A 23,756-nucleotide genomic window follows, 5' to 3' on the forward strand; every position below is an offset into this window, starting at 1 on the left:
TTAAATATTTTTATTCTCTAATTCATACCAATTCCATAATACTTCATCCTCCAGGTATTGTTCTGTTAACTGCATTCCAATTTTTTGCAGAATTCTGTTTGAAGCGTCGTTTCCGGATTGGGCAGAAGCAGTCATTGTTTTGATTTTCATTGTGTTGAATCCGTAAGTTAACCAGGCAAATGAAGCTTCGGAGGCATACCCTTTGCCCCAAAAAGGCTCATCTAATCGGTAACCGATATCGTAGAAATTTGTTTTGTTGTTAATGGTTTCGGTATTAAATTTGAGGCCTGCCCATCCCATAAATTCATTTGTTTCTTTCGAAATCATGGCAAATCTACCGATGTTATTTTCGATGTATTGGTTTCTGACCAATTCGATTGTTTTTAGTATTTCTTCAATTGTATTTGTTGGTTTGTTCCATAAATATTTATGAACAATAGGGTTAGAATCCATTTTAAACATGGGTTCGGCATCAGAAAGTAAGAGTTCACGAAGCAATAAACGTTCTGTTTCTATGATTAGATTCATGATTACGAAGCTTTTAAATTTGAAATAATAATCCTGAATCCGTCCGGGTCAAGAAACATTTTTCCGTTTGTATTCCAATACGTATTTTTTGAAGAAATGGTTGATATATCGTAATGTAACAATTTATTAATCAATCTTTTGTATTCTTCAAATGTTTCAGGGTATAAAACCGTAATGTCATCTTCATCGCTAAAATGATTAGCTTCATCATTGGACTGAGTAAACTCAAAATGCCAATCGGAATCCGGCCTGCCAATGAAAATCCCGTTGTAATTATCGTGATTTTCGAAACTTCCCAATATGTCAAAACCTAAAACATCAGTATAGAATGTTTTGATTCTTTCCAAATCATTGGTATGTCTGGCAATCCTTAGTTTCATTTAACTTACTAATTTATTCAAAACGTAAATGATTAATTCATCTACAGCTTTATACGGATCTGTGCTGAAAGTTCCATTAGCTCGATTGGCTATAATGGCATTCATTGACAATGTCTCATGTCCTAATAATTTCCCTAAACCGTAAATCGCAGCCGTTTCCATTTCAAGATTTGTCATTCGGATTCCCTTGTGATTAAAACTGTCCATTTTACTATTTAACTCCTCGTCCTGAATATTTAAACGTAAAACACGGCCTTGCGGACCGTAAAATCCTCCGGCTGTTCCTGTGAGTCCTTTATAGGTAAAATCGCTTTCGATCAACTTTGAAAGTTTTTCACTTCCTTTGACTACATACGGTCTTCCTTTTTGTAAATCCCAATTCGTATGACTGATAAAAGCGTCTTCGATTTCTTTATCTGTAACGGAATCAATTAAATAGGAGCGAAGCATATTGTCTAATCCAATAGCATATTCAGACATTACGATGCCATCTACCGGGATATCCGCTTGTAAGGAACCTGAAGTTCCGATACGGATGATATTTAAAGATGTGAGATTGTTTTTTGGCTGTCGCGTATTTAAATCGATATTGACAAGCGCATCCAATTCGTTCATTACAATATCGATATTATCTGGTCCAATTCCTGTGGACATGACTGTCAGTCGCTTGCCTTTATATGTTCCTGTTTGGGTTTTGAATTCTCTTTTTTGAGTTGAAAATTCAATAGTATCAAAGAATTGGGTGATTTTTTCAACGCGATATTGATCACCCACAAAGATGATGTCATGTGCAATATTTTCCGGTTTCAGATTTAGGTGATAAACACTTCCGTCCGGGTTTAGTATTAATTCAGATGATTTTATGTTTGACATGGGTTTTAAGGTGCTAAGATTCTGAGGTGCTAAGGTGATAAGGTTTTTAGTAGCTAATTTTTTTGTTTATGAATGCGACTGCAACTGTAAACTGTTATCTGCTTTCTGTAATCTGTTGACTGAAATCATCCTCCAACTCGTTTTACCTTAAATCCTTTTTCTTTCAGAATTTCCATTATTTTGTCGCGGTAATCACCCTGAATAATAATGGACTCGTCTTTAAAGCTTCCGCCAACGCTGAGTTTGGTTTTAATTTCTTTGGCTAAGATTTTAAAATCTTCGATATCGCCTTCATAACCTTCAATAATAGTGGTAGCTTTGCCTTTTCGCTTTTCATATTTGCAGATTAAAGGCTCTTTTTGAATGAAAAGAGTATGTTCTTCATCTTGAACTTCTTCCGGTTCATTTGAAGGTATGTGATCGGGAAACAGGTTTTTTAGTTGGTCTTGTAAATCCATAATTATGTGAAATTCCAAATTTTGTAAATCGTAACCTTCAAAGTTATTTAAAAATTAAATTCCAAACCCCAATTTGACTTGGAATTTGGAATTTATTAACTGAAAATTTATTGAGATTATTTTTTGATCAAGCCTAAGTCAACCAAACGCTCGTATAAGAAATCGCCGGCTGTGATGTCATCGTATAGTTTAGGGTGATTTTCATCGATACAGTTTTCCAGGCAGTTCAAAGGCATTTCGCTAATCGGGTGCATGAAAAAAGGAATTGAATAACGGGATGTGCCCCATAATTCTCTTGGAGGATTAACAACCTGATGAATGGTCGATTTCAGTTTGTTGTTTGTATGACGGGATAACATATCGCCCACGTTAATCACTAATTCATCGTCTTCAGCTATTGCGTCAATCCATTGTCCGTCGTGGTTTTGTACCTGTAAGCCTTTGCCTTGTGCTCCCATCAAAAGGGTGATAAGGTTGATGTCACCATGAGCGGCAGCACGAACGGCTCCGTCTTTAGGTTCGTCGGTAATAGGAGGATAGTGGATTGGTCTTAAAATGCTGTTTCCGTCTTTGATGAATTTGTCAAAATAAAATTCGTCTAAACCGATATAAATAGCCAATGCTCTTAAAACATAAACTCCGGTTTTTTCAAGCATCTGATATGCTTCTTTGCCGATGGAGTTGAATTTCGATAATTCGGTAACTGTTACATTTTCAGGGTATTCAGAAGCGTATTTTGAATCATCGCTTAAATATTGTCCAAAATGCCAGAACTCTTTCAAATCACCGGCTGAACGACCTTTAGCATGCTCTTTTCCAAAAGAAACATAACCTCTTTGTCCTCCGATTCCCGGAATTTCATACTTGGTTTTTACTTCTAAAGGAAGGTTGAAGAAATTGCGGACTTCACCATAAAGTTCTTCTACTAATTTGTCATCTAAGAAATGACCTTTTAATGCTACGAAGCCGATTTCTTCGTAGGCTTTTCCGATTTCATTTACAAATTTTTGTTTACGTGCCGGGTCATCCGACAGGAAATCACGTAAGTCAACACTAGGAATGTTTTGCATTGTACTTAAGTTTTTGTTATTAACGTTTTCGGTGTAAAACCGTTTATTTACAGCAAATGTATGTAATAATAGCTCTAGAAAAATAATAAAGTTGTCAACAATTTAAGATATTACCTGTCTGATACTTAGAATAGAAGATTTTGCGTAAAATAAAATATCCAAACATTTTACGCTTAAAGTGTTATTTTTTATACTTTTGAAAGCGTTTAAAAAAACACATTATAATGAATTTTGATAGAAAGAATTTATCTAATGAGCAGTTGTTGGATTTATATAAAAAAATCCTAAAACCACGATTGATTGAAGAGAAGATGCTTATCCTGATCCGCCAGGGGAAAGTTTCTAAATGGTTTTCGGGAATAGGACAGGAAGCTATTTCGGTTGGAATTACTTCTGTTTTAGATAAAGATGAATACATTTTGCCGATGCACCGTAATTTAGGTGTATTTACCACAAGAGAAATTCCGCTACACCGTTTGTTTTCGCAATGGCAAGGGAAACGCAATGGTTTTACCAAAGGCCGTGACCGTTCATTCCACTTCGGGACTCAGGAGTACAATATTATAGGAATGATTTCGCATCTTGGTCCGCAGATGGGTGTGGCCGACGGAATTGCTTTAGCAAATAAATTGAAGAAAAACGGTAAAGTTACAGCTGTTTTTACTGGTGAAGGTGCTACTTCGGAGGGTGATTTTCATGAAGCATTGAATGTTGCGTCTGTGTGGGATTTACCGGTTTTATTCGTAATCGAGAATAACGGTTACGGATTGTCAACGCCAACCAATGAGCAATACCGTTGCAAGCAATTGGCTGATAGAGGTGCAGGTTACGGAATGGAAAGCCATGTGGTGGACGGAAACAATATTTTGGAGGTTTATAATTTGATATCCGAATTGAAAACTTCGATGATTGAAAATCCACGTCCGGTACTTTTGGAGTTTATGACGTTCCGTATGCGCGGACACGAAGAGGCGAGTGGCACCAAATATGTTCCGCAGGAATTGATGGACATGTGGGCGATTAAAGACCCTGTGGAGAATTTCAGAAAGTATTTGAAAACTACAGCTGTTTTATCCGACGAACAAGATGAAGCTTTCAGAGCAGAAATCAAGAAAGAAATTGATACGGATTGGGCTAAAGTTCAGGAAGAGCCTGCTATTGTTGCGGATTTGAATGAAGAATTAAACGATGTTTACGCTCCGTACACATTTGAAAATATAGAACCGAAAAGTGAAACAGAAAATATCCGTGTGATTGATGCAATTTCACAAGGATTGAGCCAGTCTATGGAACGTCATCCGAATTTGGTGGTGATGGGACAGGACATCGCAGAATATGGCGGCGCTTTCAAAATCACTGATGGTTTTGTGGATAAATTTGGAAAAGACCGTGTTCGCAATACACCAATCTGCGAAAGCGTTATTGTTTCTGCAGCTAACGGATTGTCGATTAACGGACACAAAGCTGTTGTAGAAATGCAATTCGCCGATTTCGTATCGACAGGATTCAACCCGATTGTAAACTTATTGGCGAAACAGCATTACCGTTGGCAGGAGAAATCCGATGTGGTGGTGCGTATGCCTTGCGGAGGCGGGACACAGGCAGGACCTTTCCATTCACAAACCAATGAAGCATGGTTTACCAAAACTCCGGGATTGAAAGTCGTTTACCCAGCGTTCCCTTATGATGCTAAAGGATTATTAGCTACAGCAATTAATGATCCGAATCCTGTAATGTTCTTCGAACATAAATTATTATACAGAAGTGTTTATCAGGATGTGCCGAAAGATTATTATACTTTGCCGTTAGGAAAAGCGTCGTTGCTGAAAGAAGGTAAGGATGTAACCATCATTTCGTTTGGAGCTGGAGTACACTGGGCATTGGAAACTTTGACTAAGAATCCGGAAATTTCAGCAGACTTATTAGATTTGAGAAGTTTACAGCCATTGGATTGGGAGGCAATATATACTTCGGTTAAGAAAACCGGCCGCGTGATTATTCTTCAGGAAGATACTTTGTTTGGTGGAATTGCAAGTGATATTTCTTCGATGATTATGGAGAATTGCTTTGAATACCTTGATGCTCCGGTTAGACGCGTAGCAAGTTTGGAATCAGCTATTCCGTTTATGAAATCATTGGAAGATCAGTATTTACCAAAAGAAAGATTTGAAAAGGAATTACAGGAATTGTTGAAATACTAAAAATAAAAAAATCCCTAGCATGAGTTAGGGATTTTTTGTTTTCAAACCCTTCCTTAAGACGGAAGTCAAATAGGTAAAATTGAGTTTAAATTTAGACAAACCTCCAATTTAATGAAATCGATGTTGTGGGTTTGTGCTTTCGCACCATGAGGATTACAATTCCTATATTTATTATAGCCGCAAAGAGGTTTTATAAGAAACAAATCCTAAAATTGAGCAAATCAACATGCAAAGTAACAATACACCATACACGAAAAAACTATAATGAACCAAGGACGAATAAAGAGCTAAGATCAATAATAATAGTGGTGTTATTACCCAAATTGAAAATCTAATTACTTTCTTATCTACCATAAATTCCAAAGTTTCGTCGGAAGTGTACTCGGAAATAATTTTGTATTGTAATTGCTTTGCTCTATTTAATGTCTCATATAATAAACAGTATATAATTGTAAGTACCAAAAACATAGCCAATGGAAACCATCTCCTCGATATATCAAATCCCAAAATGGAAACGGTATCATTGTTCTTAATGAGTTCCTGGGAAGCCATAGAATCTACCATTTTCAACTGATAATAGCCGTATGTGCTTTTTAGTTGATTTAGCCTATTCTTATGGTTTGTAAGTTCATTTAAAATGATTTTGTCAAATCCTGCAAAGTGCAAAATTGAAGGAAATGTCAAAGAATCAACCTTAATAGGTACCTTTATAAAATATTCTTGTAGTCGGCCTTGACTTGGACCTTGACGTTCACTATAGGAAACCACGAGAGTATTTTCATAAAAGCACACACTTTTAAACTCTAACTTATAGCTAAATAAACTCTTTCTGACTCCTAACTCTGCCGGACCATCATCCTCAACTTCTGTATATGGGTTAGGTTGATTGTTAAGTTGATTTAAATCAGTAGGTTGGTCGAGACTTTTTTCTTTAGTGAAACTTTGCTCTGCACTATCAAGTTTTTGAATTAATAGGGTTGTGTCTATTCCTTTTACAAAATATGCCTTTTCTGAAGCCGAATATTTTTTAAACATAGTTATTGCTGAATCAACAGTAGCTAATTGGTCGGTATTTCTATAGCCAGATCTATCAAACCCCATTTCAATAGCTGTATTACGGAGCTTTTCTATAGATTCTTTATTTTTTTTCAGAAGTGATTGATTAGCCATCAAAATGAACTTATTCATGGCTTCGCCTCCACCTTTTGTTGTTCTATCTACCGGAGCGCCATACCCGTTTAATATGCGCACCAATTTATTTCTTGAATTAATGTGAAGAAGGCTTAACTCACGGTTTTTATTCTCGAGATACGTTACTCTTTCCAATTCAAAATTTTCAAAGCCAAGGTTTTCATCGCCTTTATCATAAACGTTTTTCAAAAAAATTAAATATCTGCTGTCACGTGTCTTTTCTTTCAGATCTAAAAAGTTAATAAAAATGAGCAGACTGATTATGAGAAAGGTAAAAATGACTTTTGAAAAGAAGAGAGTACGCTTTGCAAGGGAATTGAAAACTTCTTTTTCCATAATGTTTTCCATAATTTGGTTATGATAGTACCTTGATAAAGATTGATGAACAACCTGATATCTTAAAACTAATTTCGTAATTGTAAGATAATCTTTCAAATTAAATCGTTATAATGTAAGAAAATACCGTTTTAAAATCACTTAAAGATCAGTATTTACCAAAAGAACGCTTTGAAAAGGAGTTATCGGAATTATTGAAATACTAAATAGAAAATCCCCGCCATGAGTTGAGTATTTTTTATTTTTTAATAGTCAACTTGAAAGCATATTATTACCTGTTTGCGTTAATGTAAAAGTTATCCAATTTGTCTAAATACCTTTCGTCTGTTATTCCTGTACGATTGAAGAAGATTACACTTCCTGTTTTTATATCAGGATAAATTCTGATTTCGCAATAGTAGCCGCCTCCACCACCTGCGTGAGCAAAATATTTTCTGCCGTTAAGTTCCCCGACAAACCACGATAGGCACATGGCTGTGTTTTTACCATTGCAGTTTTTGTTTTCCTCAAAAAGCATTTGTTTGTATTTATCGGAAATCAAAGCGCTATTGTCTTTCATAAGTTCTTGAATGTAAGCGATAAATGCGAGAGGCGTACCAATCAACCCACCGTAAGATGTGCCATTTGCATAGAATTTTTTGAACGGTCGCCATTTCCCTTCAGCTCCTTCCATAAATTTGGTTTTGTCAATGAAAAACCCCAATAGAAGATTGGAAAACGACAGTTTTTTGTGGTAGCCTGTTGCGTGTGTTTCCTTATTGGCAATAGTAAAAGCTAAATCATTGGGGTTAATGGGTAATTTTCGGATGATGTTTTGGGAAATATATTCTTCATAAGTCGTATTCGCCACTTTTTCAATGAGCTGACCTAAAATAACATAGCCAAGATTTGAGTATGTAAATTTTTCATTTGGTTTTGATTTTACCTTATTGTTCTTTTCAAAAATCGGTTGAAAGAACTTATTTCGGTCAAAAACGCTCTCTTCGAAGTCTAGGTGTATCCACGCGAGCGGAATGGGATTTGGTATTCCCGCAGTGTGGTTCAATAAGTGTTTTACTGTGATTTCCGTTCCGTATCGAAACTCTGGTAAGTACTGAACTACAGGCTTGTTTATGTCAATTTTTCCTTGTTCGGCCAGCTGTAAAATTGCTAATGCTGTAAAAGTTTTTGTTACGGAAAAGGCATTATAAGTCGTGTTCGTGCTGATTGGTTTCTGTTTCGAAATGTTGGCAAAACCCAATTGAACCGATTTTAAAATGCTGTCCTGATTAAACAGGAAGTACTGGACAGAAGGCGTTTTGTCATTTTCAACTTCGTTGGCGAGGATTTGCTCTATGTCTGTCATTTCTTTTGTTTTCCTGGAGTTTCCATATATTGCTAAAAGTGTTGATTTTTTAGTCAACTTATTTCAGGATGATACGCGCGTTTTCAGGACATTAATACATCAAATGTATTTTTTCTTTGTTTCTCCAACCAGCCTGATTTTCATATTCCACAAAATATATTTTTAAGTCGGCCTGACTTTCGTAATCTACAAAATATATTTTTTTATCGGCTTGATTTTCATATTCTACAAAAAACCACTTCCCATCATTTTTGCCGGCTTGGTTTTGGTATTTTACTTTATAAATATTTAAGTCGGCTTGACTTTCATATTTAACCACAAATACTTTAACATCAGCCTGATTAGTATATTTGGCGGAAAATACTTTTTGTGAGTAACAAAAGAAAGTGAAAAATAAAAGTAAAATTGTAAAGGAACTTTTCATCTTAAATAATTATTTAGAACATTTACCAATAACTTTATCAAAGAAGGGACCTAAGAACTTTCCTGAGGAAAAACGAAACGATAAGATTTTGAGTGCAGTTCTGTGTAAATCGCTTTAGGAAAATACTAAATTTCAAAATTTACACTACCATAGTATAAGCCATTTTCTAACTACTAAATTACAAAAAAGGAAATAAAACCAGCTTATGTGTAATAGAAATGCAAGTGGTCAAATTTGTGTTTGTACCACCATTCCGTTTATGAAATCGTTCGAAGATCAGTATTTGCCTAAAGAACGCTTTGAAAAAGATTTACTGGAATTATTGAGGTACTAAATATAAAAATCCCCAAGATAGTTGGGGATTTTTTGAAGATTTATGTAAATTATCAGAATAGTTTTTTTTACAAAGTCCTTACAGAAGTTAGAGTTATTAGAAATGTGGTGATTGTTTACTGCCTCAAAATCTTCTCCATAGCTTTACCTTTTGCCAATTCGTCAATCAACTTATCCAAATAACGGATTTGCTGCATGAGTTTGTCTTCCATATCTTCCACGCGATATCCACAAATTACCCCTGTAATCTTTGAAGCATTTGGGTTGATTTGCGGCGCTTGAGCAAAGAAATCTTCAAAATTGGTTTTGCTCTCCAGATGTTGCAGCAGGGTTTGCTCATTATAGCCGGTCAGCCAAAAGATAATTTCGTGTACTTCTTCTTTTGTACGGCCTTTTTTCTCCGCTTTTGCTATATAATGCGGGTAGACGCCGGCAAATGACATCTTAAAAACTCTCGTATTGTCCATTTTTGTTGTTTTGCTTTTCTAATTACTGCTAGTGTCCCACCAGTTTTATGACTAAGTTAAATATACAAAAAAGAAGATTGAGATAAGCCTTAAACTCTCTCGTGTTTAAAACAGTTGTTTGTGGTTCATTGTTTTTTTCGCCCAACAAATCGAATTACAGAACCTTTACCATTATGAAAAAGTCCTTCGTTTAATTCAATCTCTTTTTCAACCAATTCTAATATTTCATAATTTGGAAAATCAGATTTAATTTCGTCTATTGAAAATAAACTTTCGATGTCTTTTGGCCCACCAACTTTTTCGTTTGCAGTCACATAATCAATATGTTTTTTACTAAACGCTTCAAAGATAATTATCCCATCAATTTTCAAATAGTTGTCCAATGTCTTGTGATAGACAGATTTAATATCTGCCGGAAAGTGTGCGTAAATTAAAGCAACAGCATCAAATTGACGGTTTTCAAAATTTAAAGTTTGCAATTCACCAATCTTATATTCAATTGTTACATTGTTTTTTTCGGCAAGTCTAATAGCTTTTCTTTTACCTTCGTTGCTTATGTCAAACGCAGAAACACTCCAACCAAGTTTAGCGGCAAAGACGGCATTTCGCCCTTCGCCTTCTGCAGGAAAAAGAATTGACCCAACGGTTAGTTCTGTCAATTTCTCTTTTAAGTAATTGTTTGGACCTTCGCCATATGCAAACTCATCTTTACTGTATCTGTCGTCCCATCTGGCAGTCCACTTCTCGTGTAAATTATTGACTTCATCCATAATTTATTATCTGTTTCTTTTGTTGAAAATCAATTATTTAGTTGCTTTAAGTTATTTAATTCTCCGTTTGTTTTACCGCTAAGGCACATACATAAAAGATCATTCCATAATAAACCTAACCTCACTCACTCAAAACTACTGTTGTATGCTGTACTTTTAACCTTTCGGTATTGCTATATCGTTTTCTTTGATATAAAGTAAGCCATCAAAAACCTGTAACCACTTTCCTTTTTGACTTATATGTCCCAGCATTATACTGTTAAAGGTTTCATTGCGCTTTTCAGGATTGTTTTTGTAAATTTCATTGAAATCAATGAAACCGAAACTCAGATTTCGCTTCTCCAATGTGAACTCCAGGGATTCTTTTGCGGCGATAATTTTAGTCTCTTCAACGCCTTTCTCAAAGGGCATTTTTGAAGCACCTTTAGAAGAGGTTGTTGCTATGCTATACACTTTGTCAGCATACTTATTCTTAACATGTTCACCAAAAACAGTAAATTTAGAATACATTTCTGGATCACCTACCGCAGAAGTCACTTCTTTTAAATTTGTGGCACCATGAAAATTGGCGAGCCATACTATGATTTTAGCGTTTGGATTTCTCTCTTTAAAATAGATTAAATTCCTCGCCATTTGATAATCTCTTGTTTTTACTCGGTAAGCTTCTTCTTCGTCTTCATTTGCAAACGTTTTGGGACTTAAGTTCAAATTTACATACGTAATCAGGTTTTCTATCATTTGCGTAAAAAAATTGTCATTGAAAAAAACAGTTTCGTTGGTTTCTATTATTTTCTGTAATTGCAAAATGAGAAAATCATGTTCCTCTATTGTAAGAGACTTTTCATTATTTTTAATTTTGTCAAAAATTGGAGATAATTTAAGCCATATATCTTTGTTTGAAGTTGACCAATTACTTTTTTGTAATTCATTTTTAATAAAATCGATATTTATAAATGCAGTAATTTTTTGATATGACTCTAAACCAACTAAAGAAATCTTTTTGTTTTTAATAAAGTTCTCTAACGGTATCAATTCCTTTGCGTGACTCCAAGGACCCCAATAGTTATACCAATCGCTTTCAAAGTTGTCTGCTAAATTATCTTTTAAAGAACTACGCCCATTTATGTATTCCATCTGAAGGAAATCCATGCCTTCCAAAGCGATGGTATTAAACCCTTTTTCTTCAACTAAATATTTAAGAATTTGTGTCTTTACTTCAAAAGTTTTTCCTTCACCATGAGCCGCTTCACCAAGAAGTATGATTTCTTTATTATCAATGTATTTATCTAATTTTTTAAAGTCATTTGGAATTCCATTTTCAGATTCTAATTCTATCATTTTATCGGAGAGTTCCGTCGTTATTTTTTTATTGCATGAGATAAAGAAAATAGTAATAAGCAAGATCGATATTTTTTTCATTTTTAGTGTTTTAGTATAATGTATAAGTTAAAAGGGTTGTAATAATTGTAAGAATATAATTTAGAAGCTAAGTAAATAATTATAGGAAAACTTCCTAAATAAAGTTATTGACAAATCAGTGGTAATTTTGTTAACACTTTGTGATCAAATTATTTAGTGATGTAGCAGAAAAAAATCCCTAACTAACGTCAGGGATTCTATTTTGTCGTTTTTAGTTTTGTGCAGTGTTTAAGCATTTAGCTTTTCAATTGAGGCATTATGTAGTTTTGGTAATAAAGTCAACGCAGTAATGGAACCTATTAATGCCAGCAACATATCGGTCTGGGTATCCCAAACATAACCCTGAGTTCCAAGAAATGCCTCTGCTGATTCACCTGTCATAATGGCAACAAACGCTTCTATTAATTCATAAAACGCGCTGATCGCTAAGCAAATAGATATGCAAATAAAAGATATCCAGCTCGTTTGTAGTATCACCTGTTTTCTGATTAAAATTTCTCTTGCCACGATTGCAGGAACAAAACCCTGGATGAAATGGCCGATCTTGTCATAATTATTTCTTGAATGATGTAAGACGTCTTTAATTAAGTCAAATAAGGGAACCTGAGCATAGGTATAATGTCCCCCGATAAATAAGATGTAACAATGAATGGCAATTAAAGCCAGTAACAAATTGCTGAGAGGAAAAGATCTGTCTGAAAACGCTATGATTATAACGGCAATAATTGCGGGGAAAACTTCTAAAAACCATGTGAAGTAATCGTGCGGATTAATTCCTGAAATTAGTAACCCAAGTAAAACCAATAAAATAAATAAGTAATACGATTTTCTGTGTTTTAGTTTCATAGGTTGCGGTTAAGGTTCTGTTAGCTTTCTATAAGTGGAATTTTTTTGTTTTACCCTTTTATCAAATATACAAAAATGGCTCTCATTTTTGCTCTAAAACGATTTGTTGATAGTGATTTGCAGATCATGAATTATATAACATTTTTCTTAGAAAAAGTTTGTTTTTAAAATAAACGCTTTTTTTTTAGTTATTTTTGGTACTTATTACTTGGACACTTTTTATTGAAGTAACTATTCTTTAATTTCTTTTATGAAAAAAATTACGTTTCTTTTTATTCTTCTTTTATCAATAGCAGGAATTGCTCAACCTGGTACCATTGATTTGAGCTTTAACCCTTCAGACGTTGGTTTTACTGCCGGTGCAAACAACTTAATAACCGTTAGTGTTTTGCAGCCCGATGGTAAGTTAATTATAGGCGGAAATTTTACATCCTATAATGGTGTAAGTTGTAACAGGATTATTCGCTTGAATAATGATGGCTCTATCGATAGTGGGTTTAACATTGGTTCCGGGACTAATAACACTGTTTCGGCCATAGCAATTCAACCCGATGGGAAGATTATTATTGGAGGAAGTTTTACCACTTATAATGGCTCGACAAAAAACCGGATTGCCCGTTTAAACACCGATGGTTCTTTAGATGCCGGTTTTGTAATGGGTACCGGAACAAATAACACAGTGTCTTCGATAGCAGTGCAACCCGACGGCAAAATTATAATAGGAGGGAATTTCTCAGCTTATAACGGTTCAACTGGAAAAATCCGCATAGCCCGCTTGAACGCTAATGGTTCGTTGGATACTGGTTTTACAGTGGGGACAGGGGCTAATGCTTCGGTTTATGCTTTGGCATTGCTGGCGGACGGAAAAATTTTAATAGGAGGTGCATTTCTAACTTTTAATGGTACCACGGTAAACAGATTAGCTCGTTTGAACAGTAATGGAACATTAGATTCAGGTTTTACTATAGGAACCGGATTCGATAATACTGTATTGAAAATAGTTATACAGCCCGATTCTAAAATTCTTTTTGGGGGTAGTTTCACAAATTATAATAGTCAGGCTTCTTCCAAGATTGCACGGTTGAATAATGATGGAACGTTAGATACCGGTTTTACTATCGGCAGCGGAGCTAATAACATTGTGCGTTCCATAGTGTTAGAGCCTGATGGGAAGGTTGTTGCTGGAGGCGACTTTACGAGTTTCAACGGAACGTCTAAAAACAGAGTGGTACGTTTAAATTCGAATGGTTCTTTAGATACGGCTCATACCATTGGTACAGGAGCAAATGGAGGTGTTTATACGTTATCACAACAAACGGACGGAAAACTTTTTATAGCAGGTAATTTTAGCGTTTATAGCGGGACTGCCAGAAACAGAATTGCCCGTTTGAATAGTGACGGAACCTTAGATCCTTCTTTTGTAGTTGAAAAGGGAGCTAATAATAATGTTAGGGTAATTCAAACCTTAGCGGATGGTAAGATACTGATTGCAGGTACTTTTACGATGGTTAATGGTGTAAGCAGAAACGGAATTGCCCGTTTGAATTCTGATGGAACATTGGATACAGCTTTTAACCCGGGTGTAGGGATAAATAGCGGTGCTACTATATTTGCGATAGCATCTCAATCTGATGGTAAAATAATGATTGGCGGAAGTTTTATCAGTTATAACGGGAATACTGCAAACCGCATAGCGCGTTTAAACAGCGATGGCACTTTTGACAGCAGTTTTGTTGCCGGAACAGGGTTTAACAATTCCGTAAATGCATTAGTAGTGCAAAATGATGGAAAAATCATGGCAGGTGGAACATTCACCAACTATAATGGAGTGTCCAAAAACAGAATTGTACGTTTAAACAGTAATGGTTCTACGGATACAGGTTTTGTTATCGGAACAGGTGCTAACAATGCAGTTCAGTCGATTGCATTACAGTCAGATGGCAAAATCGTAATAGGGGGGAGTTTTACCAATTATAAAGGAACTGCTATAAGCCGAATTGCCCGTTTGAATACTGATGGTTCTGCAGATACCGGTTTTAATGTGGGAACAGGTGCTAATAACACTATCAACACAATAAGATTGCAAACAGATGAGAAAATAGTAATTGGGGGTGCTTTTACTCAGTTTAATGGAGCAGTTTTAAACAGAATAACACGCTTAAATACAAGTGGAAGTGTAGATACTGCTTTCAACACTTCAGGAACCGGGGCAAATAATATAGTTTGGACAATAGGATTGCAAGCCGATGGAAAAATGATTATTGGTGGGCAGTTCACTAATTTTAATGGGACGGCAAGAAATTATGTTGCAAGTTTAAATGCTGACGGTTCGATTTATTCCGATTTTAATCAAGGTAGCGGAGCGAATAAAATAGTGTATGCAGCTACTTTACAATCGGATAATAAAGTGCTTATCGGAGGTTCGTTTACAGGATATAATGGTACGGGCAAAAATCGTATAGCACGTTTGAATAACGACCAGCTACTTTCCAATTCGGAGTTTGAACGAAAATCACTTTTATGTTATCCGAATCCGGTGTCATCTGTGCTAACGTTTTCTTGTGAACAAACAATTGACTTAATTGAGGTATTTTCACTTAATGGCAGTAAAGTTATTAGTGCAGCACCAAAAACTATATTGCATCAATTGGATGTCTCCGGTTTGACTGCCGGAATTTATTTTGCTCAGGTTACTTCTGAAGGAAAAGTATCTGCTGTAAAAATCATAAAACAATAAGGATGGTATAAACGTAACTTTCCAGTCGTATTTGATCATCGGATGAAAGTATGGATACTGAAATAAAAAAAGCCGTAATGTGAGTTACGGCTTTTTTGTTTATTAGCAAAAAGGGAAGTGCAGAATTTCTATAAAATCAGAGCTCATGTGTTTTCTTCTTTACGTTTTTTGCCACAGCATCACACTAGGTTAGCTTATATTCAAAATTACACACTAAGCCTTAATTTTATAAAACCGTTGTCAGTGAAAGTTTTTAATATCGATTATACATCCAATTTCCATTAGCATTATAAGTCAAATTCCAATTAATGGTTTGGAGAATAGTCGTAGGTCCTACTATTGGTTGAAAATAGTAATCATAATCAGGATAGAAGTATGGACAAGATTTTACTATGCATCTTCTATAATTATTCCTTGATAAGGATCTGTAAAATGTTTCGTCAAATATCCTTAATTTTTTAAAAGGATTAAAAGAAGCGTCATAATTCTCAAAAACTAAAGTTTTTGTACCATGAATGACTATATAAGGAGTGTCACTATATTTCAAGGAATTTACAGTAACAATGCTATCTAAATTATCATTACTATCATAATAAAGTGTGGATTCTTGAAAGTGTCTGGTATCAAAATTAACGTCTGGGAAGTGATCATTTGAAGTTTTTACATATTTTACAAGTTTATCATTGTTATAAATGAAATTAATTGTATCCAGTTTAATACCGGAACCAGTATCATATCTGTTGGTTTTTTTTTGAATTCTATTTTGTGAATCAAAAGTTATTATAGATTCATTTTCTAAAGTTGAATAACCTAAATATGATATTCCTTTTGTGAGTTTTACCTTGTTTTCATAATAAACTAAATCAGTAAATAAAGAGTCAGAAATAACCGGACCACTTCCTGAATTAGGGCTAAAATACTTAATGTCTCCAATTCTTTTAATCAATCTTCCCTGGTTATCGTATTTAAATTTGACTAAATTGTTTGAATCCGTGTTTAGAGATAAAGTTGTGGGATATACTCCATAAAAAGCATGATAGCTTTCTATTTTGAAATCATTTTCATTGATTGGTTCGTGAAAACTGTTGTCGTCATCATTATTACAACTACCAAAAACGATTAACGGTATTAAGTAAAATATTTTTTTCATATTTCTGTCATGCAAAATTTTCGATAACGTCCCACCGGCTTTATGAAGTAGCGGAATTTTTATTACTGATGTTTACAAATATATCTAAAATTTGAAAGAAAAAACCTCTTTTTAAAGAAGAAATGCAAACACTGACCAATACAAAAAATCCCAAGCCACCGGCATTGCATAAAACCGTTGTTGTGCTATGTTTTTTATTTATCAATTGTTTCCATAATCCAATTTAAGCATACTTCGGAATCCATAATTGACCAGGAGTGTGGGTTTTTCTTACCGTCTAATCTAATTCCTTTTCCTTGGCTGACTATTACTTTTGCCTTATTATTTCCCATTATTCTTAATTGGTTTATCATTGAAATTATGTCAATGCCATTCCAATCATTTAAATCTCGGTGTCTTTGATTTATTAGCCAATCAGTATCCAAATCAGTAAACATTAAAAGAGGCATTTCTTTTAAATATTTTGCATTTCCACCATCTTTTGCCCCGAAAGAGTATATTGAATTTTCTACATATTTTTCAGGGAACTTTTCTGGTGAACCACCATAAATACTATCGCAATTATTTTTAATCCATTTAGCTTCATCTACAGCTGGCTTATAAATATTCCTTTCGATTTCTCTTTCACAATATTTATAAAATCTAGCTTGGTCAAGAGGAGCGTCTAAAGCAAAAACACCTTTTGGAATTAGAAAAAATTTCTCAGGATTTTTGACTGATTTTTCAGCATATGTTAAAGAAATCATTGCGCCACCTGAAAGGCCACCGATTATAAATTTGTCTTTTGATATTTTATGCTTTAGAACAATTTCGTAGAAAATTTTATCTAACAATTTGAATTCTGCTTCTCGATTATCAGTTCCCCAATTTATTGATGGAACAATTACCATAATTCCTTTTTCTACTGCTATTTTGTGCAGTGTTATTTGCTTTAATGTGTTTTCAATTATTTCTCCACCAGATGGTAGTATAACTAAAACACCTTTTATGTCTTTTTTTGGAAGATATTTATAATAGAATAATTCTGTTGAATCTTCGTCATTTACATACAATTCAAAAGTATCAGTTTTTGAAAGTAAAATTTTTTCAAATTCTTGTGCTTTGCAAGACAAAAGATTAAAAAATAAAGCAAAAATTAATATGTTTTTCATTTTCGTTTTTTAAGGCAAAATAGTGCACAACGTCCCGCCGGCTTTTAAGAAGTTGTGGATTTTTGTTACTGACGTTTACAAATATATCGAAAAGTTTGAAAGAAAAAACTTAAAATGGAGCAAGGACTTTTGATTCCAGATGATCCCATTAAACACTAAAACCCCAATTTCTTAAAACCCTTGTTATGCGAGGTTTTAATTATCTCCACGATGTTCCCAATTCGAGTTTTTTGTCTAAAAATTTCTCAATAATCTCCTCTGTGATAGCTGTTGGTATCGTAACCCAAATGATATAACCTTCATCGTCTATTAGTAGTGCAAGTGGATATGTTATGGAATCCACACCAGTGCTCCAAAGTTTGTCAACCCTCCTGGTATTACACACGACAATAGAATTAGTTTTTAGATTTGTTTTTTTAAAATCATTCAAAACACTTATGGAATCTTTGTTGGCGTAAGTCAAAAGAAGAAAATCAGAACGGTCGTTAAAAGCATTGTAAACTCTTTCCAAGTGACTTAAAGCAGCTTCGCTGACAGTTCCTCCGCCCCAATAGGTTAGAAGTATGAATTTGTTTTTTAGAGTTTTGTCCTTTGGAGCATTCAAAACCCATTTATCGATGTTTAGATTTGCTTTGTCTCCAGGTTTTATTTTGTAATTATGGATTAATGCTTGCGGTATTTCTTTGCCATTTTGGCCATTACTAGTTAAAGTAAAAAGTATTAGGAAAAAAGAAATTTGCAGTGTTTTCATCGTTCAAGTTTGTTAAAAATCTCGCACAACTCTAAATTATATTAGACTGTAATCTTAACGAATTAAAGTTGGGTACTGTATTTTTATAGATGGTAAAGTTAAAAATTATAAGAAAATATCCCAAACTTTGTTGTCTAAATAATAGTTTACAGCTTTGTTTAGTGATATAGAAGAGCGGGTAAAAAAGCCCTAACTCACATCAGGGATTTCTATTTTGTGGTTTTCAAGTTTTGTACTGTGCTTAAGACTTCAGTTTTTCACTTGTTTCTAAAATGGTTTCGATATTGGTCATTAAGGTGATAAAATTACTGGTATCATTATTTCCTGTTACGTTGGTGAGGATTATTATGGTTTCTTTCCGGGTTATATTCCGGGTTATGACTGATAAATAGCCTGTAAATTGCCCGGCGTGACGAACGACAATATCACCATTGTCACGATGATAAACATTCCATCCAAAACCATATCTTCCTTTGGTGCCATTGCTGAATGTATAAGGCATAAACGCTTCCTCAAGAATTGTTTTTGGAAGTAATTTGTTTGAGTATAAAGCTTTATCCCATTTATAAAGATCGTCCAGCGTGCTGAATACGCCGCCACCTCCAATAATTTTGGCAGTCGGACTATCGAAAAGACCGTTTAATGAATCGGGTAATTCATATCGGTTTTGAGAATCATTTTTGATATAGCCTTTTACGCCCTTTTTATACGCGTTTTTTTCGGTCTTAATAAAACTGTGGCCCATTCCCAAGCGTTTGAAAACAGAACTATGTATAAACTCGGGATAACTTTTTTTGGAAACCTTTTCTATGATATTTACTAAGATTGAATAATTGGTATTGCTGTAAAAAAAGGATTCTCCCGGCTGGAAGCGTAATGTGTCGAAATCCTCTTTTAGCATACGCACAACGTCTTTATCTGTCGCGTTGGGGTATTTCTTCCACTGTTCTTCATTAAGGGTTATGTAGTCATTCATGCCAGAAGAATGGGTGAGCAAATGCCGGATAGTTACTGTTTTGAAAGGGAAGTCCGGGAGGTATTTAATCACAGGGTCGTCATACTGTAATTTTCCTTTAGATTTCAAAATCATTATGCACATTGCGGTAAACTGTTTTGAGAGGGAGCCCAGATAGAAAACCGAGTTTTTATTGAGTTTTTTAGCAGATGTAAAATCAGAATAACCAAGGGAATTTCGGTATATGACAGCATTGTTTTTAATCACTTCAATATTGCCGTTAAACTTGCCTTCATTGAATTGAGCTGTTATCACGGAATCTATTTTATGCTCCGGATTTTGTCCGTAGAAACGGGTTGATAATAGCAAAGTGATGCAAAAGGCTAGGACGATTATTTTGGAGAAGATGCTTTTCATTCGACGGGCTTCAGTGTTCTTGATTGCGTTCTCTACTTGGAAATTTTTTTATTCAGTGTAAAGCTAAAATCTTCGTTTCCGATATGAGGTTCATTCTTTTTGTTTAGAAAGAACAGGACATTGTCATCACCAACGAGAAAAGATAAGGATTCAGCCGGTTTGTCGGGATCGATTTTATAAATTATTGTATTTGGATTTGAAGGGGTGCCTTTGATGATTGTCCATTTTCCTGAAACGTCTCGAGGTTCGTTGTTTACAATTTTACGGATGATGTATGTTGTGGGAAGATGGTTTACGGTATCCCGGTTGAGAATTAGCCGCCATTTCAGTTTAAAGCAGGATTTGTTTGCATTCATTTCGGGATGTTCGGCGGCAATGTCACGACAAGGGGTTCTTCCGTCGAAAGTAAGCTGTAGGGATTTGTCTTCCGACATTACGGAAGCGATTAAAATTTCGCCTGAATCGACAGTGTCTTTTCTGTTTAAGGAATAACTCCAGCCTCCGTTTCCAAGCATTAAGTGATTTTGTGGTGTTAACAGATGAAATAGGTTTTCACTGATTTTCACCATTGAAATTCTGTTTGGCCAACTGCTGCTTTTCAGATGGTAAACCGTGCTTCCCATTTTTACATTCTCATTTTTTGAAACAGTGAATGTACCTTCAAAAATGCGCTTTTCCTCGCCTTTTTTAAACCATGATGTATTGGGCTGCCCTTCACCAAAAGCAATGTTCAGGACAAAGGAATTTGGATTAGCGCTTTCATTGTTCAGCTTTAAATCCCATCTGATAAAATCCACTTTCGTATCAGAAGGGATAGTGAGCAGGGATTTGATTAACGCATCTCCCGGTGTGCTGCCGATTAAAACAATTTCCGGTGAACTTTCTGCGGCTGAGCATGAAGCCGAGAGGAATATACATACCATCATAAGAAGTGCATGTATGCAATATGATTTTATTGCTTTCATATTATGGATGTATTGGAATTACATTGTTATGATCTTAATTGTTCAGGGGAGTTCCTAACAAATTTACCGAAAATTTGAATGGAAAGCTTTAAAAACGAAAGACAGGACAGGAATTTAAATTCTGCAGTAAGGAGTTTCAACTTTGCAGTAAAGAGTTCCAACTTTGCAGTAAAGAGTTCCAACTTTGCAGTAAGGAGTTTCAACTTTGCAGTAAAGAGTTCCAACTCTGCAGTAAGAAGTTCCAACTCTGCAGTAAGGAGTTCCGACTCTGCAGTAAGGAGTTCCAACTCAGCAGTAAGGAATTCCAACTTTGCAGTAAGGATTTTTATCCGGGCAGTGAAGAACTTTTTTTAGAGATATAATTTGTCTTGGGTCTGCTGTTTACCGTCGCGTCACGCCGGTTGCCGTTAACGTCCCGCCGCTTTGCGAAGTTTAGGGATTTTTGTTACTGATGTTTACAAGTATACCGAAAAGTTTGAAAGAAGATTGCATTAAATAGGATAGAAGTACAAGCACCAACACAAACACAGACACAAACTCTTCCAGATACACTAAACCCCACTTGCACAAAACCGTTGTTGGAAGCTGGCCGAATATTAATTTATATTTTTCCTTTTAGTTTGGTGATTTGTATATTCCGATACGTTCCAGTATACATAACAAACCATCTTTTATACTTACCATTTATAATTTTCACAAAGCTTATTCCTTGTTTGCTTAAATAATCGTGTAGTTCACAAGGGGTTTTACTTTTTAGATCTTCAACAGTAATATATTTTATTGCGGGAATTTCTACACCATTATCTTCAAATGAACTATTTCCATTAGTATTAGCAAGAAATGTATAATAGTCTTCATCTCCGTTTTTTGAATTTCTGATTCTTAAGCAAAATTCAAAAACACCTAACTCTGTATTTTTGTTAGTAACTAAAATCTGACCACTGAATTCCAAATTGATTTCAGGATTTTGAGAATAGGAAAGAGATGAAATGAAGAGTAAAATAAATAAAATATTAAGTTTCATAAATGGTGTTTAGATTTTGATATTTAGTTTCTCACGGCTTGCTGCCAACTTCTAAATAGACGAAAAGTCCAAGTTTTGTTTTGAAATCGTATTTGCACAAAACGTTTGTTGGTGCCAGCTATTTGTTTTTTCGCAGATTACCAAGTTTAATTCTCCAATTTATTTCCAAACTGATTTGTTGTTCGTATATGAATTCGGGTTTATTGTTTAAATTCAATAATGAAGGCTGGTAAATCAGTCCGAAATGGATTGTTTTGCCAAGTCTGTAATACGAATTAAAGGTTAATGCCAAATTGCGATTAGTATATAATTTAGTGTAGTCATTAGCCGATTCTTCTTCATTAAAATGTTCTGTCCATTCTTTCCAAATGTTTGTTGAATAACTTAATCCGTAACCAAATGTGAACCTGTCTTTTATGAAATTATCGGTTATGCTGAAATAATAAGAGGATAATATTTTATTGTATTCGGCATCAATCGGGGCGGGGAAAGGCAGCTCAAATGTCAAAACAGTCGATGCGTTGGCTTCTATAAATTTTTTGTCTTTATAATTATACTCAAACCCAAGTCCGTACCCGTTAAATCCAAATTCGGAATCTCGAAATTCTTTGTTAGGATTGAATGCTAAATAATTAAAATGCGGTAGTTTAATATCTAATCGTAAATCTCCTTCCTGATATGGTTTGATTTTGTTTTGGGCAATCAACAAATTAGTTGTTGAGATCAATAAAACGAATAGAGAGGTTAGTTTAAGTTTGGTTTTCATTTTTTGTGGACTTTCGATTTTTTCAAGTCACTTGGTTTATAATGGCACACATCCCTCCGAGGCTTTGTTTAGCGGTGGTTGATTTGCTGCTTATGTTGGCAAATATAAAAAAAAAAATGAAAGAAAAGTTTTCGTTTTTAAAACCAAAAAACCAGTACATATCCTACGATTAATACAACCACGGAACTGCCTAAACTCTTCATTAGCTGAAGTTGTTCTATTTCGTCTGCATTTGTTTAAGAAAAAATTTTATGACCTCAAGATTTACGTCTGAAGTAGTCCAATGCCCAACATTTTCATACGTTTTAAAAATTGCATTAACGTTGTGATTCCTGTAAATTTCCTGACACTTTGCGTAACGATCCTGTGTATTTCTTCCCAAGTTATCGTTGATTAGTTTACGCTCTTTGTCACTATAGGCATCATCATATTGAACAGCATCATTATTGTCCAGTTTTCCCATGTATACGAATTGTGGGATGGTTTTAAATTGATCAGAATCAAAGTTTTTATCGAATAGTTGAGTGAAATCATTCAGACCAATCGGATAATTAAGTTTTACTGTATTTAGTTTCTTTTCAGGAAGCATTAAGTTTCCGTTAAATCCACCAATGGCCATGGCTTTAATAATTTCGGGATGGATAAAGGAAAAACGATTTGTGAATGTGGCAGAAGCTGAAAATCCATTCATGAAAACTTTGGTGTCGACTTCAATATTTGCAGTATTCAAAATACGTTTGGCATCTTTTATCATTTCCAATAACTGCAAATCAAGTCGTTTTAGTTCGGATGACTTATCAATTATGACATCCCTATCTAAAGCGTGGGTATAAACCAAAGGTTGTGATGAAGGTCTAGGAAAAATGGGAACAAGTAATGGAATTTTAAGTTCAGTCGAAACATTGTTGCCCACTGAGCTTACCGAGGCCAAATCAATGGCATATTTTTTATGAATTTCAATACTGTCTGATGTTCTGCCTGTATTGTTGGGTTCTACAAGCAAAAATGTTTTTTTGTTTAGTGGAGTTCCTTTTGGAATAAATAAAATGTATTCATTTTGAAATCCTTTTTTAGGTTTTTTATTGACAATAATCAGACTGTCTTTTTTGAAAACTTCTGTTTTTGAGTTCTGACCAAAAGATACGAAAAAGGAAAGCAGAAAAAATAGGGTAGAAGTAAAACGCATAATCTCTGGATTT

The 23,756-nt window shown here is 34.7% G+C and carries 23 protein-coding genes; 2 read left to right on the forward strand and 21 right to left on the reverse strand.

All coding sequences use genetic code 11. The annotated features are described in order from the left end of the window. The 5 genes from FEDK69T_RS01835 to FEDK69T_RS01855 all read right to left on the reverse strand — a co-directional run bounded on the left by FEDK69T_RS01835 (window position 1) and on the right by FEDK69T_RS01855 (window position 3,309). On the reverse strand, window positions 1-528 hold the full coding sequence (locus FEDK69T_RS01835) for a GNAT family N-acetyltransferase (protein WP_023572432.1): 528 nt from the start codon (window positions 526-528) through the stop codon (window positions 1-3). Window positions 529-530: 2 nt separating this feature from the next. After that, window positions 531-908, reverse strand: coding sequence for a VOC family protein (locus FEDK69T_RS01840; RefSeq protein ID WP_023572433.1), 378 nt, complete (start codon window positions 906-908; stop codon window positions 531-533). Continuing rightward, entirely contained in the window at window positions 909-1,781 is an 873-nt protein-coding gene (locus FEDK69T_RS01845) for a nucleoside phosphorylase (RefSeq protein ID WP_023572434.1), read from the reverse strand. Between the two features lie 125 nt (window positions 1,782-1,906). After that, window positions 1,907-2,239 (reverse strand): translation initiation factor, encoded by a 333-nt coding sequence (locus FEDK69T_RS01850; RefSeq protein WP_023572435.1) that lies wholly within the window; start codon window positions 2,237-2,239, stop codon window positions 1,907-1,909. Between the two features lie 116 nt (window positions 2,240-2,355). Continuing rightward, a complete protein-coding gene (locus FEDK69T_RS01855; RefSeq protein WP_023572436.1) occupies window positions 2,356-3,309 on the reverse strand; it encodes an isopenicillin N synthase family dioxygenase in 954 nt (317 codons plus the stop codon). Between the two features lie 224 nt (window positions 3,310-3,533). On the opposite strand from FEDK69T_RS01855, the gene FEDK69T_RS01860 reads away from it, so the two are divergent. Then, a complete protein-coding gene (locus FEDK69T_RS01860) occupies window positions 3,534-5,510 on the forward strand; it encodes an alpha-ketoacid dehydrogenase subunit alpha/beta (protein ID WP_023572437.1) in 1,977 nt (658 codons plus the stop codon). A gap of 171 nt (window positions 5,511-5,681) precedes the next feature. Here FEDK69T_RS01860 and FEDK69T_RS01865 read toward each other — a convergent pair whose 3' ends face one another. From FEDK69T_RS01865 to FEDK69T_RS01895, 7 genes are all read right to left on the reverse strand, one after another. Next, the gene (locus FEDK69T_RS01865) at window positions 5,682-7,049 is read right to left on the reverse strand and encodes a hypothetical protein (protein ID WP_035629848.1); all 1,368 of its coding nucleotides are present in this window, start codon (window positions 7,047-7,049) and stop codon (window positions 5,682-5,684) included. A 259-nt stretch (window positions 7,050-7,308) separates the two neighbouring features. After that, a complete protein-coding gene (locus FEDK69T_RS01870) occupies window positions 7,309-8,382 on the reverse strand; it encodes a serine hydrolase domain-containing protein (protein ID WP_023572439.1) in 1,074 nt (357 codons plus the stop codon). Between the two features lie 91 nt (window positions 8,383-8,473). Beyond that, window positions 8,474-8,806, reverse strand: a complete 333-nt coding sequence (locus FEDK69T_RS01875) for a DUF6150 family protein (protein WP_023572440.1) — start codon at window positions 8,804-8,806, stop codon at window positions 8,474-8,476. Window positions 8,807-9,255: 449 nt separating this feature from the next. After that, entirely contained in the window at window positions 9,256-9,606 is a 351-nt protein-coding gene (locus FEDK69T_RS01880; protein WP_035629847.1) for a DUF2200 domain-containing protein, read from the reverse strand. A 125-nt stretch (window positions 9,607-9,731) separates the two neighbouring features. After that, complete coding sequence (locus FEDK69T_RS01885) at window positions 9,732-10,376, reverse strand: class I SAM-dependent methyltransferase (RefSeq protein ID WP_023572443.1); 645 nt, start codon at window positions 10,374-10,376, stop codon at window positions 9,732-9,734. Window positions 10,377-10,532: 156 nt separating this feature from the next. After that, complete coding sequence (locus FEDK69T_RS01890; protein ID WP_023572444.1) at window positions 10,533-11,795, reverse strand: erythromycin esterase family protein; 1,263 nt, start codon at window positions 11,793-11,795, stop codon at window positions 10,533-10,535. Window positions 11,796-12,023: 228 nt separating this feature from the next. Then, window positions 12,024-12,641, reverse strand: coding sequence for a DUF2238 domain-containing protein (locus tag FEDK69T_RS01895; protein WP_023572445.1), 618 nt, complete (start codon window positions 12,639-12,641; stop codon window positions 12,024-12,026). 250 nt (window positions 12,642-12,891) lie between these two features. Between FEDK69T_RS01895 and FEDK69T_RS01900 the strand changes: the two genes are divergently transcribed. After that, window positions 12,892-15,378: a T9SS type A sorting domain-containing protein gene (locus FEDK69T_RS01900; RefSeq protein ID WP_023572446.1), complete on the forward strand. Its 2,487-nt coding sequence runs from the start codon at window positions 12,892-12,894 to the stop codon at window positions 15,376-15,378. Between the two features lie 253 nt (window positions 15,379-15,631). On the opposite strand, the gene FEDK69T_RS01905 is transcribed toward FEDK69T_RS01900, so the two are convergent. The 9 genes from FEDK69T_RS01905 to FEDK69T_RS01945 all read right to left on the reverse strand — a co-directional run bounded on the left by FEDK69T_RS01905 (window position 15,632) and on the right by FEDK69T_RS01945 (window position 23,743). Then, window positions 15,632-16,528 (reverse strand): hypothetical protein, encoded by an 897-nt coding sequence (locus tag FEDK69T_RS01905; RefSeq protein ID WP_023572447.1) that lies wholly within the window; start codon window positions 16,526-16,528, stop codon window positions 15,632-15,634. Between the two features lie 194 nt (window positions 16,529-16,722). Next, window positions 16,723-17,679, reverse strand: coding sequence for a hypothetical protein (locus FEDK69T_RS01910; protein WP_023572449.1), 957 nt, complete (start codon window positions 17,677-17,679; stop codon window positions 16,723-16,725). A 199-nt stretch (window positions 17,680-17,878) separates the two neighbouring features. Further along, complete coding sequence (locus tag FEDK69T_RS01915; protein WP_023572450.1) at window positions 17,879-18,430, reverse strand: hypothetical protein; 552 nt, start codon at window positions 18,428-18,430, stop codon at window positions 17,879-17,881. A 241-nt stretch (window positions 18,431-18,671) separates the two neighbouring features. Next, the gene (locus FEDK69T_RS01920; RefSeq protein ID WP_023572451.1) at window positions 18,672-19,802 is read right to left on the reverse strand and encodes a serine hydrolase domain-containing protein; all 1,131 of its coding nucleotides are present in this window, start codon (window positions 19,800-19,802) and stop codon (window positions 18,672-18,674) included. A 32-nt stretch (window positions 19,803-19,834) separates the two neighbouring features. Continuing rightward, window positions 19,835-20,767 (reverse strand): hypothetical protein, encoded by a 933-nt coding sequence (locus FEDK69T_RS01925; protein WP_131494736.1) that lies wholly within the window; start codon window positions 20,765-20,767, stop codon window positions 19,835-19,837. A 26-nt stretch (window positions 20,768-20,793) separates the two neighbouring features. Further along, window positions 20,794-21,075 (reverse strand): hypothetical protein, encoded by a 282-nt coding sequence (locus tag FEDK69T_RS01930; protein WP_035629844.1) that lies wholly within the window; start codon window positions 21,073-21,075, stop codon window positions 20,794-20,796. Between the two features lie 293 nt (window positions 21,076-21,368). Then, window positions 21,369-21,791: a hypothetical protein gene (locus FEDK69T_RS01935; protein ID WP_023572455.1), complete on the reverse strand. Its 423-nt coding sequence runs from the start codon at window positions 21,789-21,791 to the stop codon at window positions 21,369-21,371. Window positions 21,792-21,909: 118 nt separating this feature from the next. Then, entirely contained in the window at window positions 21,910-22,557 is a 648-nt protein-coding gene (locus FEDK69T_RS01940; protein ID WP_023572456.1) for a hypothetical protein, read from the reverse strand. Between the two features lie 217 nt (window positions 22,558-22,774). After that, a complete protein-coding gene (locus FEDK69T_RS01945; RefSeq protein WP_023572458.1) occupies window positions 22,775-23,743 on the reverse strand; it encodes a hypothetical protein in 969 nt (322 codons plus the stop codon). Between the last annotated feature and the right edge of the window lie 13 nt (window positions 23,744-23,756).

The organism is Flavobacterium enshiense DK69, assembly GCF_000498495.1.
In the GTDB taxonomy this organism is placed as follows: Bacteria; Bacteroidota; Bacteroidia; order Flavobacteriales; family Flavobacteriaceae; genus Flavobacterium; species Flavobacterium enshiense.